General features: G+C 39.8%; 12 protein-coding genes. 7 read left to right on the top strand and 5 right to left on the bottom strand.

The genetic code is table 11. The annotated features are described in order from the left end of the window. Positions 1–3: 3 nt before the first annotated feature. The 4 genes from aceE to ampD form a co-directional block, all read right to left on the bottom strand. The gene (gene aceE, locus NH454_RS06715; protein WP_135923553.1) at positions 4–2670 is read right to left on the bottom strand and encodes a pyruvate dehydrogenase (acetyl-transferring), homodimeric type; all 2667 of its coding nucleotides are present in this window, start codon (positions 2668–2670) and stop codon (positions 4–6) included. Positions 2671–2754: 84 nt separating this feature from the next. Beyond that, positions 2755–3504 carry a pyruvate dehydrogenase complex transcriptional repressor PdhR gene (gene pdhR / locus NH454_RS06710; protein ID WP_036965924.1) on the bottom strand — a complete coding sequence of 250 codons (750 nt, stop codon included), beginning with the start codon at positions 3502–3504 and terminating at the stop codon, positions 2755–2757. Positions 3505–3927: 423 nt separating this feature from the next. Then, positions 3928–4779, bottom strand: a complete 852-nt coding sequence (ampE, locus tag NH454_RS06705) for a beta-lactamase regulator AmpE (protein ID WP_253038589.1) — start codon at positions 4777–4779, stop codon at positions 3928–3930. A 21-nt stretch (positions 4780–4800) separates the two neighbouring features. Further along, complete coding sequence (ampD, locus tag NH454_RS06700; RefSeq protein ID WP_253038588.1) at positions 4801–5343, bottom strand: 1,6-anhydro-N-acetylmuramyl-L-alanine amidase AmpD; 543 nt, start codon at positions 5341–5343, stop codon at positions 4801–4803. A gap of 189 nt (positions 5344–5532) precedes the next feature. Between ampD and nadC the strand changes: the two genes are divergently transcribed. The 3 genes from nadC (at position 5533) to NH454_RS06685 (ending at position 7737) form a co-directional block, all read left to right on the top strand. Next, positions 5533–6381: a carboxylating nicotinate-nucleotide diphosphorylase gene (gene nadC / locus NH454_RS06695; protein WP_135923550.1), complete on the top strand. Its 849-nt coding sequence runs from the start codon at positions 5533–5535 to the stop codon at positions 6379–6381. A 495-nt stretch (positions 6382–6876) separates the two neighbouring features. Next, positions 6877–7293 carry a prepilin-type N-terminal cleavage/methylation domain-containing protein gene (locus NH454_RS06690; protein WP_253038587.1) on the top strand — a complete coding sequence of 139 codons (417 nt, stop codon included), beginning with the start codon at positions 6877–6879 and terminating at the stop codon, positions 7291–7293. A gap of 18 nt (positions 7294–7311) precedes the next feature. After that, a complete protein-coding gene (locus tag NH454_RS06685; RefSeq protein ID WP_135923548.1) occupies positions 7312–7737 on the top strand; it encodes a prepilin-type N-terminal cleavage/methylation domain-containing protein in 426 nt (141 codons plus the stop codon). On the opposite strand, the gene NH454_RS06680 is transcribed toward NH454_RS06685, so the two are convergent. Continuing rightward, complete coding sequence (locus NH454_RS06680) at positions 7734–8342, bottom strand: fimbrial assembly protein (protein WP_253038586.1); 609 nt, start codon at positions 8340–8342, stop codon at positions 7734–7736. The genes NH454_RS06685 and NH454_RS06680 overlap by 4 nt on opposite strands. 127 nt (positions 8343–8469) lie before the next feature. Here NH454_RS06680 and NH454_RS06675 point away from each other — a divergent pair, with 127 nt between their 5' ends. From NH454_RS06675 to pilB, 4 genes are all read left to right on the top strand, one after another. Continuing rightward, entirely contained in the window at positions 8470–9696 is a 1227-nt protein-coding gene (locus NH454_RS06675) for a type II secretion system F family protein (RefSeq protein WP_253038585.1), read from the top strand. 123 nt (positions 9697–9819) lie between these two features. Continuing rightward, on the top strand, positions 9820–10716 hold the full coding sequence (locus tag NH454_RS06670; protein WP_290442526.1) for an A24 family peptidase: 897 nt from the start codon (positions 9820–9822) through the stop codon (positions 10714–10716). A 2-nt stretch (positions 10717–10718) separates the two neighbouring features. Next, positions 10719–11321 carry a dephospho-CoA kinase gene (gene coaE / locus NH454_RS06665; protein ID WP_138558583.1) on the top strand — a complete coding sequence of 201 codons (603 nt, stop codon included), beginning with the start codon at positions 10719–10721 and terminating at the stop codon, positions 11319–11321. 190 nt (positions 11322–11511) lie between these two features. Then, on the top strand, positions 11512–13188 hold the full coding sequence (pilB, locus tag NH454_RS06660; protein WP_253038584.1) for a type IV-A pilus assembly ATPase PilB: 1677 nt from the start codon (positions 11512–11514) through the stop codon (positions 13186–13188). Positions 13189–13197: the final 9 nt, after the last annotated feature.

Here is a 13197-nt window from a genome sequence, read left to right as displayed (position 1 = left end):
CTCTTATGCGTATAGCGGGTTAACTTTGTTTGTGTCGATGTCGAACTTCTTGATTGCTTCAACAACCACTGACTTCTCAACTTCACCACGTTTAGCAAGCTCAGATAATGTTGCAACTACAACATAGCCCGCATTAACTTCGAAGTGACGACGTAAGTTTTCACGGCTATCAGAACGACCGTAACCATCTGTACCCAACACTTTATAGTTGCTGCTTGGAACAAATGAACGAACTTGTTCTGCGTAGTTCTTCATGTAGTCTGTTGCTGCAACAGTTACTGCATCTGTTAATGCATTTGTGATGTAAGCAGTCTTTTGTTCTGCTTCAGGATTAAGCATGTTGAAACGCTCAACATCTTGACCATCACGTGTTAGCTCGTTGAATGACGTTACAGAGAATACATCTGAACCAATGCCATATTCTTCGCTGAGGATTTGTGCCGCTTTACGCACTTCCATCATGATTGTACCTGAACCTAGTAACTGTACTTTTGCTTTCTCGCCAGCCACAGTTTCAAGTTTGTAGATACCTTTACGAATACCCTCTTCAGCGCCTTCAGGCATTGCTGGTTGATGGTAGTTTTCGTTCATTAGCGTTAGGTAGTAGAACACGTTTTCTTGGTCTTCACCGTACATGCGACGGATACCGTCTTGCATGATTACTGCTACTTCGTATGCGAATGTTGGATCATAAGAAATACAGTTAGGTACTGTGTTGGCAAGAATGTGGCTATGACCATCTTCGTGCTGTAAACCTTCGCCGTTAAGTGTAGTACGACCAGCTGTCGCACCTAGTAAGAAACCACGTGCTTGTTGGTCACCAGCCATCCACGCCATATCACCTACACGTTGGAAACCAAACATTGAGTAGTAGATGTAGAATGGGATCATCGGTAAATCGTTAGTGCTGTAAGATGTTGCAGCAGCAACCCATGATGACATTGCACCTAACTCGTTGATACCTTCTTGTAGTACCTGACCTGATGTCGCTTCTTTGTAGTAAGAAACGATGTCACGGTCTTGCGGCGTATAGTTTTGGCCATGTGGGTTGTAAATACCGATTTGACGGAATAAACCTTCCATACCAAACGTACGCGCTTCATCTGCGATGATAGGAACGATATTTTTACCAATGCCTTTGTCTTTTAGTAACACGTTAAGTGCACGTACAAAGCCCATTGTTGTTGAGATGTCACGTTTTTGCTCTTCAAGTAGTGGCTTGAACGCATCAACTTCAGGTAATGTTAACTTTTCAGAGAACTTAGCAATACGCTTAGGCGTGTAACCTTGCAGTGCTTCACGACGTGCGTGAAGATACTTGTACTCTTCAGAACCTTCTTCAAGTGTAAGATATGGAAGGTCTTTAATTTCTTCATCAGAAACCAAATCTTGAAGACCTAAACGTGAGCGTAAGTGCTCAACGTGTGTCATGTCCATTTTCTTAACTTGGTGCGCGATGTTTTTACCTTCAGCTGCATCACCCATGCCGTAACCTTTTACAGTTTTAGCTAGGATTACTGTTGGACGATCTTTGGTTTCTTCCGCTTTTTTGAATGCAGCGTAAAGTTTTGATGGCTCATGACCACCACGCTTAAGTGCGAAAATTTCTTCATCAGTCATATCAGCAACAAGTGCTGCTGTTTCTGGGTAACGACCAAAGAAGTGCTCACGAACGTATGCACCATCTTTCGCTTTATATGTTTGGTAATCACCGTCAATGGTTTCGTTCATTAACTGCAGTAATTTACCTGTTGTATCTTTAGCTAGTAGGATATCCCAACCGCTACCCCATACAACTTTAATCACGTTCCAGCCAGCGCCTTTGAATAGACCTTCAAGCTCTTGAATGATCTTGCCGTTACCCATTACTGGGCCATCTAAACGCTGTAAGTTACAGTTGATTAGGTAACATAGGTTATCTAGCTTCTCACGCGCAGCAAATGAGATTGCACCACGTGATTCTGGCTCATCCATCTCACCATCGCCTAAGAAAGCGTATACACGTTGGTTTTTAGTGTCTTTTAAGCCACGACCATCTAGGTATTTTAGGAAACGCGCTTGGTAGATTGATGCAATCGGACCAAGACCCATAGATACTGTAGGGAACTGCCAGAATTCAGGCATTAATTTAGGGTGTGGGTATGAAGGAAGACCTTTACCATCAACTTCTTGACGGAAGTTATCAAGCTGCTCAGCTGTTAAACGACCTTCAACAAATGCACGTGCATAGATACCAGGAGAAATATGGCCTTGGTAATACACTAAGTCACCGCCGTCTACATCGTTTGGTGCTTTGAAGAAGTGGTTAAAACACACTTCATAGAATGCAGCAGAAGACTGGTAAGACGCCATATGGCCGCCTAAGTCTAGATCTTTTTTCGACGCACGTAATACGATCATGATCGCATTCCAACGGATGATTGAACGAATACGACGTTCAATGTTTACGTCACCTGGGTAAGCAGGCTCTTGATCTACCGGAATGGTATTAACGTAGTTAGTAGTCGTGCCAGTAGGCATATCAACACCGTCTAAACGGGCTTGCTCTAACACTTGCTCAAGTAAATATTGAGCTCGTTCTACACCTTCTTCGCGCACAACAGATTCAAGGGCTTGTAACCACTCTTGTGTTTCTAGCGCGTCTACGTCAATTTTATTGACTTCAGACATATGGAGGTTTCCTTATGTTTAAAATACTAATTATTTTAATAAATCTTAAATTAAGTAGTTAACTAAACTTAGCTAATCACTTGCTTAATGTTGTTTGGTGCGTCTTAAACTACGTTCAATCCGCGAATGCTCTTTGCCAGCCTCAAGTAAGGCTTCTTCGATAAAGGCTAAATGAGCATTACTAGCAAGACGTGCTTGCTCTGGGTTTCCTTCAATAACCGCATCCATCAACAGTCGCCTATGCTCTGCAAGCTGTTGGCTGATCTGTGGTTTTTTTAACAGTACAGTTAAATTCTGTAATACATTTTGCTCTAGTAGAGCCTGCATCCCTCTAACTAGATGTAGTAACACCACGTTATGAGATGCTTCAGCCACACTAAAATGGAATGCATTAATGGCTTTTGCTTTTTGCACAATGTCATCGTTAACAAGCGCGATATTATCAAAGCTTTGTTTTACTTTTTTAAAGTCATTGGTGGTACCACGCATAGCCGCGTAATAAGCCGCGATCCCCTCAAGGGCATGACGAAATTCAAGTAAATCAAATTGTGACTCTGGATGCTTACTGATCAAATCAAAAAGCGGATCAGTGAGCCCCTCTTCAAGTTGATTTTTTACAAAGGTTCCGCCGCCTTGGCGACGTGTCACCAAGCCTTTTGCTTCTAGCTTTTGGATTGCCTCACGCAGTGAAGGTCGCGACACTTCAAATTGTTTCGCAAGCTCACGTTCCGGAGGAAGCTTTTCACCTGGCGCTAACGATCCCTCGAGAATCATATTCTCAAGTTGCTGTAAAATAACATCAGATAATTTTGCTGCTTTAATCTTTAAAGACATTAATTAACGTCCGCATTGTTATGCATTAACCCTATAAATATCGGGTACTTAACTTTGTGCCTTGACCAAAAAGGTAAATTGGTCATACCAAATTGAGACATACGGTATCAAAAACCCGTATTTCTGTCAATTTCAGTGCGATTTAAGACTAATAACACCCTAACGCAATTCGCTTAAAGATTAAACAGTATGGATTAAAGTGACTTTTTCTGAAGGAAAAAACAATAAAAATTAAATGGTCAGACCAGATTGGTAAGCACTAGGTATTACATCTAAGCATTTAGTCATCAGATAGTAGATGTTAGTCTATTTGAATGACTTGGAAGCAAGTACAGGTAGTATGCACTTCAGTGCTGAAAAATCAGAACTCAATAGAAGTGCACTAACAGAGCGATTTATGAATAAAGTCATTCCTACAATCTACTACGCCAAACCACCAAATAAAGTAAGTGCTGCAATAATCACTAAAAAGAACAATACATTTCTTTTTACAAGTTTCATCATGCAGGTGGCTTCGTAAGTACAGCCAAAATGTTGTTGCTCTATTTGCTCAGCAGCAAGTGCGGTTTGCGTAACCACTTTTCGGTTACTAACTGAAAAGTCGAGCACATACTTCAACCAACAACTGGTGCCTTTATTAAAGTTACCAATCACTAAATAACCAAAGCTAGCAACACGTGCTGGTAACCAATCGAGCCAAAACAGTAAGCTATGAATCAGTTTAAAACGTTTAGCATAGACAACACTGTGATCGTCCCTTACCTTGTCTGCAAGGGTTCGAACTAGTGCATAAAGCACCGCGCCTGGTACACCTAAAACCACAAACCAAAAAATCACTGCACAATAAAAACGAAAATTTAGCCATGCTAGCGTTTGCCCAAATGTCTCACCATGGGGCTGATCTTCTGTTTTCTTTTGCCCCATCTGTAATGCAAATAAAGAAGCAGCTTCTTGATCATTACGTGTTAATGCATTTAAGTATGACTTATATAAAGCACGCTGCTTAGCACAGCCAAAGCAAACCAACAGTACAGCAACATTCACAGCTAACTGCCAAATTATAAAATCTGAGAATTGATAAACTAGTCCAACGGCAACCACTGGTAACATTAACCAAATCATAAAGCCTATTGGGGAATTGAATAAGCCTTTTTCTGAAAGGTGTTTTTGCGAGTGCTTAAGATAGGAGTTGGCATAAAAACCGATTTGCCAATAATCAGCCCGCGCCCCTAAACGCTCAATCACCAAAGCAATAATTATTGAAATTAAGATCATGCTTTTACCTATATCCTTTAACTAAAACACTAAATCAAAATAGTATTGCCAATCGAAACTTCTACCTGGATCCGTTTTTCGGCCCGGTGCAATGTCACAATGACCAACGATACGCGAACGATTAATATCTGGGTACTTTTCGATTAATGCCGATGTCACCAAGTGTAATGCATTATATTGTGCTTGGGTATACGCTTGCGTGTCGGTGCCTTCAAGCTCAATACCAATACTAAAGTCATTACAGCGTTCTCTGCCTTCAAATGTTGATACGCCTGCATGCCAAGCTCGTTTGGTAAAAGGAACATACTGAATTATCTCTCCTGTACGACGAATAAAGCAATGTGCGGAAACCCGCAAACCGTCTAAACCAGCAAAGCTCTCATGCGCAGAACAATCAATACATCCCATAAATAAATCATCAACATAAGGTGTTGCAAACTGCCCTGCCGGCAAAGAAATATTATGAATGACCAATAATGAGACTTCATTATCAGGGCGTTCATCATAATGTGCACATGGACGTTGTAACACATTGTTTAATTGACCAAGTTCATTTATATGCATTTTAAAAACTAACAATGACAGTAAAGTTAAATAGTGTAAATGGTTAAAAACTTAGGGTCTAGTTAGATTCATTTTCGCTAAGGAGGATGCGATTAAGCCTACTCTACTGGTGGTCGATCTTTAACTTCTAATAAGGGGTTAAACATAGTAAAATTTCGCCAATTTATTCATAAACAATGAGCTTTCTACATGTCAGTCCCTCACTCTTTAATTAGCCAATTGGTTAAACTTGCCCTTGATGAAGATTTGAATTACCAAAGCGCCGGTGACGGTGATATCACCGCACAGCTGATACCTGAAAACCAGCAAGCGAATGCCAAGGTAATAACTCGTGAAGACTGTGTATTTTGTGGAAAAGAGATTATTTTAGAAGTATTTAACCAAGTCGATCCAACAGTGAAAGTTGATGTACTGGTAAATGATGGCGATAAAGTCGCAGCGAATGCCACTTTGTTTACAGCATCTGGTTCAGCTCGCGCTATTTTAACTGCAGAGCGCACGGCCCTTAACTTTGTACAAACACTTTCTGGCACAGCAACAACAACTGCTCGTTATGTAAAAGAGCTAGAAGGTACAACCACACAGCTACTCGATACACGCAAAACAATTCCTGGCTTACGGGCGTTACAAAAATACGCAGTTAAATGTGGTGGTGGCGCGAATCACCGCATCGGGCTATTTGATGCATTTCTTATTAAAGAAAACCACATCGCTGCATGTGGCGGTATTGATAAAGCAGTAGCACAAGCAAAAAGCAACCACCCTACAAAGCCAGTTGAAGTAGAAGTTGAATCACTTAATGAGCTTGAGCAAGCAATCACTGCGGGTGCTGATATCATTATGCTCGACAACTTCACCGTTGAGCAAATTCAGCAAGCAGTCACAATAACAGATAAGCGCGCAAAACTTGAAGTGTCTGGCAATATGACACTCGAAACTCTTAAAACTTACTCGCAAGCAGGTATAGATTTTATCTCGAGCGGTGCACTTACAAAAAATTTACAATCAATCGATCTATCCATGCGATTTAACGGCTAACTTCCCCTTTATACGTATTTAGTGACTTACCTAATTTATTGACAAGAAAATAAAAAAAGCATTAAATACGTAAAAAGCTTAGGTGAGTAACAAAAAACATACATTTGTTTGATGCAGATCAACCTTTTGTACTAAACTACTCATAACTAACAGTTAAACTACAAACATTTCAATGATTTACAACAGGCGTATAGACTTTACTAATGGGTTCCCCCTATTTTAGAGGCTTGACCTGTCTCAAAGTAAGGCCGGAAAGTTCAGAAAAATTGCTTGTCTTACAGTAAAATAGCTTTCAAATGCATTGAATAATGCTAAAGTAATTTTACATGCTTTGAACATGGGATGTTTGTTGAAAACTTTGTTATCAATCACGCTATATTTGAAGACATTTAAATTAAAACTGTAAGATTTAACCTGTAAATTGAGCCTTGGTTTTACAACGCTGAAGTTATAGCTAAACTTACTAAATCATCATATCCTTTAGGAGAGGAACAAATGACACAACAAAAGCAACAGGGTTTCACCCTAATTGAATTAATGATTGTAATTGCAATCATCGGTATTCTTGCAGCTATCGCACTACCGCAATACCAAACTTACACTAAAAAAGCACGTTTTTCTGAAGTAGTTTTAGCTGCATCTTCGGCTAAAGGTCTTGTTGATGTGTGCTATCAGACTCGTGGGGCTGGTAATTTAGATAACTGTGACTCAGCTGCCGAAATTGGCCTGAACTCAACTGGCGCGGCTGCCGGTGATCATGTTGCAGAAGTTAAAGTAGAAGCTAAAGGAAAGGTAACAGCAACAGGCGCAGCTTCTGTTGATGGAAAGACTTATATCCTTACGCCTACAGCAAAAAATGGCACTCTTGTCTGGGCACAATCAGGTGATTGTGTAGCAGCAGGTATCTGCTAATTGTAAGCTTATTTAATTGTGAAAAAACCTAATGGTTTTACACTAATCGAGCTAATGGTAACGGTGGCAATATTAGGTCTTCTGTTATCATTGGCTCTTCCTGCCTATAACAACCATTTCAAACGTTCTAAATTCACTGAAGTTGTGCTTGCCAGTAATGCTTTGCAAAGAGCGGTTGAGCTTTGTTATCACAGGTATGTTGATTTATCTAAATGCGACACCTTCACTAAGCTAGGTCGTAAAAAAACCGATTTTACTTCTCCTAAACATGTATCAAACATTGAAATCACGAATTCGGGGAATTTTATTATTACATCAACAGCGACTGCTGATGCGTCTGAGTCGAATGGTGATACTTATATAATGCAAGGGCAATTAAATGCTGGTCAATTAATATGGAAGTTGTCACAAACTAGCACTTGTATCAGCGGTGGTACTTGCTAAAAAAAGACCATGCCCTCTTTGGTACTTTTTAATTTAACTAGCCCTGATTTAGAAATCACTTCGCAAGGTGATTCATTACATTCGCTCGATAACGGAACTTCCACAAAATATTCATACATTTCAATCGGTGGTACGGCATGTTTTATCATCATTTCATAAAAAGCTCTTTCATTACTTTGCACTGTAGGCTCATTAAAGTGATATAAAGCTTCTTCATGGTTTACTCTTCTATCCTCACTTTTTAACACCGTAAAGTAGGAGTTTTGCCATTTAACAATATAGGCCAAACGTTGACCATCTATCTGAGTAATACCATAAGCAAGCGATACAATCTGTAACATGAGGATACAGCCAAAATTAATTGAGTTTTCACGCTTCGACTTTAGTGGCGATAGCAACCAGAAGTTAAATATTGGGCCCAATATAAGATCAATTGAAAGAATAATTACTGTAATACCCAATAAATCAGTGAGTAAGTATCGCCCATGATTAAACCAGCTAAAAAAAAGCCAAGTGGCAACTATAAACAAGAACAAGCTACCCACTAGAAAATGAATAAAACTCCAAACAAACTTTGTTCTATAAACCTTTAATGTATTTTGCACTTTTGAGACCCGAATCCTCTGAATCTTCATATTTAAGCAAGATAACATCACCTTATCAATTGTTTCAGCCTCAAAAGGCCGCTACTATTAAGCTATTAAACATCAATCAGTAACATATGGATTTACAATGAGTAAAGTTCAAGAAAAGCAATCTTTAGATACTTTTGAATGGGTTGGTGTAAGTGCTCGAGGTAAAAAACTTGAGGGTGAGCTTTCAGGGCAAAGCATTGCTTTAGTCAAAGCGCAGTTACGTAAGCAAGGTATTACGCCTTCAAAAGTTAAGCGTAAAGCAAAACCAATGTTTGGCTCACGTGTACAGAAAGTAACCTCTAAGGATATCGCCCTAATTTCTAGACAAATTGCAACTATGCTGATGGCAGGTGTTCCCCTAATTCAGTCTATTGAAATGATAGCCTCTGGTGCAAAGAACAAAAGCGTTGCAAAATTAATGGAGGGTATTGCTGATGAAGTAAAAGCAGGTATTCCCCTTTCTCAAGCTTTACGAAAGCACCCTCGCTATTTTGATGATCTTTATTGCGACTTAGTTGCATCTGGTGAGCAGTCAGGCGCACTTGATAAAATTTATGACCGTGTTGCGCTTTATAAAGAAAAAGCAGAGGCTCTTAAATCAAAGATTAAAAAAGCCATGTTTTATCCTATTGCGGTTTTGGTGGTTGCTATAATCGTAACATCTATTTTGCTGATATTTGTAGTGCCGCAATTCCAAGATATTTTTAACGGCTTTGGCGCAGAGCTACCTGCTTTTACTCTTATGGTAATTGGTATTTCGGAGTTTATGCAGGAATATTGGTGGGTAATGCTAATCATTGTAGTCGCTGCAGGCTATATTTATAAAGAAGCACTTCTTAAGAGCAAAAAACTCAGGGATGCCAATGACAGAGCAATATTAAAACTACCTGTTGTTGGTATGATTTTAAATAAAGCGGCTGTTGCACGATACGCTCGTACGCTCTCAACGACTTTTGCGGCAGGTGTACCTTTAGTTGACGCACTCGATTCTGCTGCTGGCGCTTCTGGCAACGCGGTATACCGTTATGCGATTTTAGAGATAAAAGCCGAAGTAAGCTCTGGTAATTTAATGAACTGGCCAATGCGCAACACAAAAATTTTCCCAGATATGGTAGTGCAAATGGTGGCTATTGGTGAAGAGTCAGGTTCGCTAGATGGTATGCTTGCAAAGGTAGCAACTATTTATGAGCAAGAAGTTGATGATGCCGTTGATGGCTTATCAAGCTTACTTGAGCCTTTAATTATGGTTGTATTAGGCGTCCTTGTTGGTGGGTTAATTGTTGCTATGTACTTGCCTATCTTCCAATTAGGCTCAGTGATTTAAAATATAACTGTAAGAAAAATACTAAACCTTGATTGATAGTTTGCAATATAAAATAAATAATAAAAACGGTTCAACACAGCGAAATAAAATCGGCCTATAAATGGCCAGAAGTTAGGTAATTTAATGGAAAACTTTTTTCTTGATATAACCACTGCAATGCAAAGTCAGCAGTGGTTTTATTTTTTGACTGTGGGCTTAGTTAGCCTGTGTATTGGTAGCTTTTTAAATGTGGTGATTTATCGTTTGCCACTGATGATGAAACGAGAATGGCAAACGGAATGCCGTATTGTATTGGCCGATGAGCTCAATTCAAAACAGCAAATAGATCAAGCGCCATTTAACCTCGTAAAACCTAATTCGACCTGCCCTAAATGCAAATCACCAATCAAAGCTTGGCAAAATATACCTGTGATTAGTTGGCTATTATTAAAAGGTCGCTGTGCTAATTGTCAAACACCAATTTCTGTACGCTACCCTATTGTGGAAATGCTTACAGCGGTCCTAAGTTTAATTGTCGCAGCTGTTTTTGGCCCAACTAAGCTTGCTCTTCTTTATATAGTGATCACTTGGGTGTTAGTCGCTTTAACCTTTATAGATATAGATCATATGTTACTGCCTGATCAGCTCACATTGCCATTGGTTTGGTTAGCATTAATTGCTGCAACTTTGGATATTACCATTGCTCCGAGCGATGCTATTATCGGCGCCGCAGTTGGCTACCTGAGCTTATGGAGTGTCTACTGGTTATTCAAGCTTGCTACTGGTAAAGAAGGCATGGGTTATGGCGACTTTAAACTGTTAGCCGTGTTTGGTGCGCTACTAGGCTGGCAAGATATTTTAACTATCGTGCTATTATCAAGTGTCGTTGGTGCCATCATTGGCATTACACAAATAATCATTCAAGGTAAAGATAAAACCACGCCAATCCCATTTGGGCCCTACCTTGCGATTGCTGGTTGGGTCACTTTGCTATGGCGTGAGCAAATTCAAGCCTATTACTTTAACTTTTTAGGTTACTGATTATGGCAAAGTGGATTTTAGGAATTACTGGCGGTATTGGCTCTGGAAAAAGCGCGGTAAGCGCAATGTTTGAAGAACTTGGAATTAAAGTAGTCGACGCTGATGTTGTTGCCAGAGAAGTTGTCGAGCCAGGCTCAACGGGTCTAAAAAAAATTACTGAATATTTTGGTGATGAAATACTCACGAGTAGCAGCACACTCGATCGCGCAAAACTAAGAACAATAATCTTTGCTGATGAATCTAAAAAACAATGGCTAAATAGCTTATTGCACCCGCTTATTAGAGAATCAATGCTGAGGCAATTACAAAAGGCCACCAGCTCCTATGTAATATTAGTTGCACCACTACTATTCGAAAATGGCTTAGAGAAATTTTGTAACCGCACTTTGCTCGTTGACGTTCCGGTTGAGGTGCAAATAACGAGAACCACAGCACGCGATAATGTTTCCACTGAATTAGCTGAGCAAATCATAGCCTCACAAATGTCTAGAGACGATAAGCTACTAAAAGCGGATGATATTTTAGATAACAATCGTCCTCTTAGAGAGGTTTTTCTAACAGTTAAAGAGTTACATCTCTCATATTTAGCATCTGCACAACAATAGCTAATTCAAAATAGAATGCTAATATTAATTAGCACGTCAAAAACTAACCCAAAAGAATTAGCAATCAATGTAAATGCATGAGTTTATGATGATTTTATTTTGCAATTTTGACTAAATCAGACAAGACTGATGTTATACCCTAATTTTTTCTGGTAAATTGTGGCAAAGATAGGCTCAACTTAGGTGCGCAATGAATATAAACTCACCGCTTCTCAGAAAGTACATTACTCTTGGACGTATTGATGCCGAGACAGTAAAGTTAAAACAAAAAGAGTATAGTTCTACCGCAGAGCTTATAGCTAAAAGTTGCGGTATGGATGGTCGTGAACTTGCTGAGCAATGCACCGATCTATTTCGTGTTCCTTATTTTGATATTAAAGACTTTGATGTCACAAAAATTTCTGAAGAGCTGATCAAAGAAAAACTCATTCGCGAGCATCACATTCTGCCACTTGTAAAAAAAGGCAGTAAGCTCTACATGGCCGCATCGGATCCGACCGACTATGGTGCATTTGAAAACTTTGAGTTTAGTACAGGTCTCTCATGCGAAGTCGTGGTTGTTGATTACAATCAACTCGAAAATAAAATTGAGCAATTATTTGATGCGACCGGAAGTTTACATCTCAGCGAAAGCGAATTTAAAGAACTCGGAGACTTAGAGTCAGAAACTCCCCAAAATTTAGCGCCAAAAGATGAAGACAAAGACGATGCACCGATTATTGTCTACATCAATAAAATTTTAATGGATGCAATTAAAAAAGGCGCCTCGGATTTACACTTTGAACCTTATGAACACCGATATCGTGTGCGTTTTCGTATCGATGGTATTTTGCATGAGATGGCAAGCCCGCCAAATAGCTTGGCTAGCCGCTTATCTGCACGTATCAAGGTTATGTCGCGACTAGATATCGCAGAAAAACGTAAACCTCAAGATGGTCGTATTAAGCTTAAAATAACCGAACGTAAAAGTATCGATTTTCGTGTTAGTACATTGCCTACATTATGGGGCGAGAAAATCGTAATGCGTATTCTCGACTCATCAAGTGCCATGCTCGGTATCGATGTCCTTGGCTATGAGCCTGAGCAGAAGAAGCTTTACATGGATGCACTTGAGCAGCCACAAGGGATGATCTTGGTGACAGGTCCTACAGGGTCTGGTAAAACCGTATCACTTTATACCGGTTTAAACATTCTCAACCAGCCTGAGCGTAATATTAGTACCGCCGAAGATCCAGTAGAGATAAACCTTGAAGGGATAAACCAAGTACAAATTAATCCAAAAGCTGAAATGACCTTTGCTAACGCATTAAAAGCATTCTTGCGACAAGATCCTGATGTTGTAATGGTTGGTGAGATCCGTGATCTTGAAACCGCTGAAATCGCGATTAAAGCAGCACAAACGGGTCACTTAGTTTTATCAACTCTACACACAAACTCAGCGCCAGAAACCCTAACTCGTCTTTTAAATATGGGGGTGCCTGCTTATAACGTAGCAAGTTCAATTAGTCTTATTATTGCACAGCGTCTAGCAAGACGACTTTGCCCTAAGTGTAAAACACCAGAGACACTACCTGATGAAGAACTGATTCGCCAAGGTTTTGATAAAGACAAGCTTAGTGAAATACAACTATTTGCACCTAAAGGTTGTGATAGTTGCACTGAGGGTTATAAAGGACGTGTTGGTGTCTATGAAGTAATGCAGATCACACCTGAAATTGCGCAAATTATTATGCGTGGTGGTAATTCCTTAGAGATTGCAGAAGTAGCATTAAGATCAGGATTCAATAACTTACGATTATCTGGACTCAAAAAAGCCGCCGATGGTGTTACCTCTTTGGCAGAAATAAACCGAGTAACGAGTTTCTAAACAAATTCG

This window comes from Pseudoalteromonas sp. Ps84H-4 (genome assembly GCF_024124645.1).
In the GTDB taxonomy this organism is placed as follows: domain Bacteria; phylum Pseudomonadota; class Gammaproteobacteria; order Enterobacterales; family Alteromonadaceae; genus Pseudoalteromonas; species Pseudoalteromonas lipolytica_C.
Note: the sequence above shows the minus strand (reverse complement) of the source record. Positions and strands in the feature narration are given on the sequence as shown.

Excerpts from the sequence above, each read along its gene's own strand:
- aceE (WP_135923553.1), bottom strand. The coding sequence starts at position 2,670 with ATGTCTGAAGTCAATAAAATTGACGTAGACGCGCTAGAAACACAAGAG.
- pdhR (WP_036965924.1), bottom strand. The coding sequence starts at position 3,504 with ATGTCTTTAAAGATTAAAGCAGCAAAATTATCTGATGTTATTTTACAG.
- ampE (WP_253038589.1), bottom strand. The coding sequence starts at position 4,779 with ATGATCTTAATTTCAATAATTATTGCTTTGGTGATTGAGCGTTTAGGG.
- ampD (WP_253038588.1), bottom strand. The coding sequence starts at position 5,343 with ATGCATATAAATGAACTTGGTCAATTAAACAATGTGTTACAACGTCCA.
- nadC (WP_135923550.1), top strand. The coding sequence starts at position 5,533 with ATGTCAGTCCCTCACTCTTTAATTAGCCAATTGGTTAAACTTGCCCTT.
- NH454_RS06690 (WP_253038587.1), top strand. The coding sequence starts at position 6,877 with ATGACACAACAAAAGCAACAGGGTTTCACCCTAATTGAATTAATGATT.
- NH454_RS06675 (WP_253038585.1), top strand. The coding sequence starts at position 8,470 with ATGAGTAAAGTTCAAGAAAAGCAATCTTTAGATACTTTTGAATGGGTT.
- NH454_RS06670 (WP_290442526.1), top strand. The coding sequence starts at position 9,820 with ATGGAAAACTTTTTTCTTGATATAACCACTGCAATGCAAAGTCAGCAG.
- coaE (WP_138558583.1), top strand. The coding sequence starts at position 10,719 with ATGGCAAAGTGGATTTTAGGAATTACTGGCGGTATTGGCTCTGGAAAA.
- pilB (WP_253038584.1), top strand. The coding sequence starts at position 11,512 with ATGAATATAAACTCACCGCTTCTCAGAAAGTACATTACTCTTGGACGT.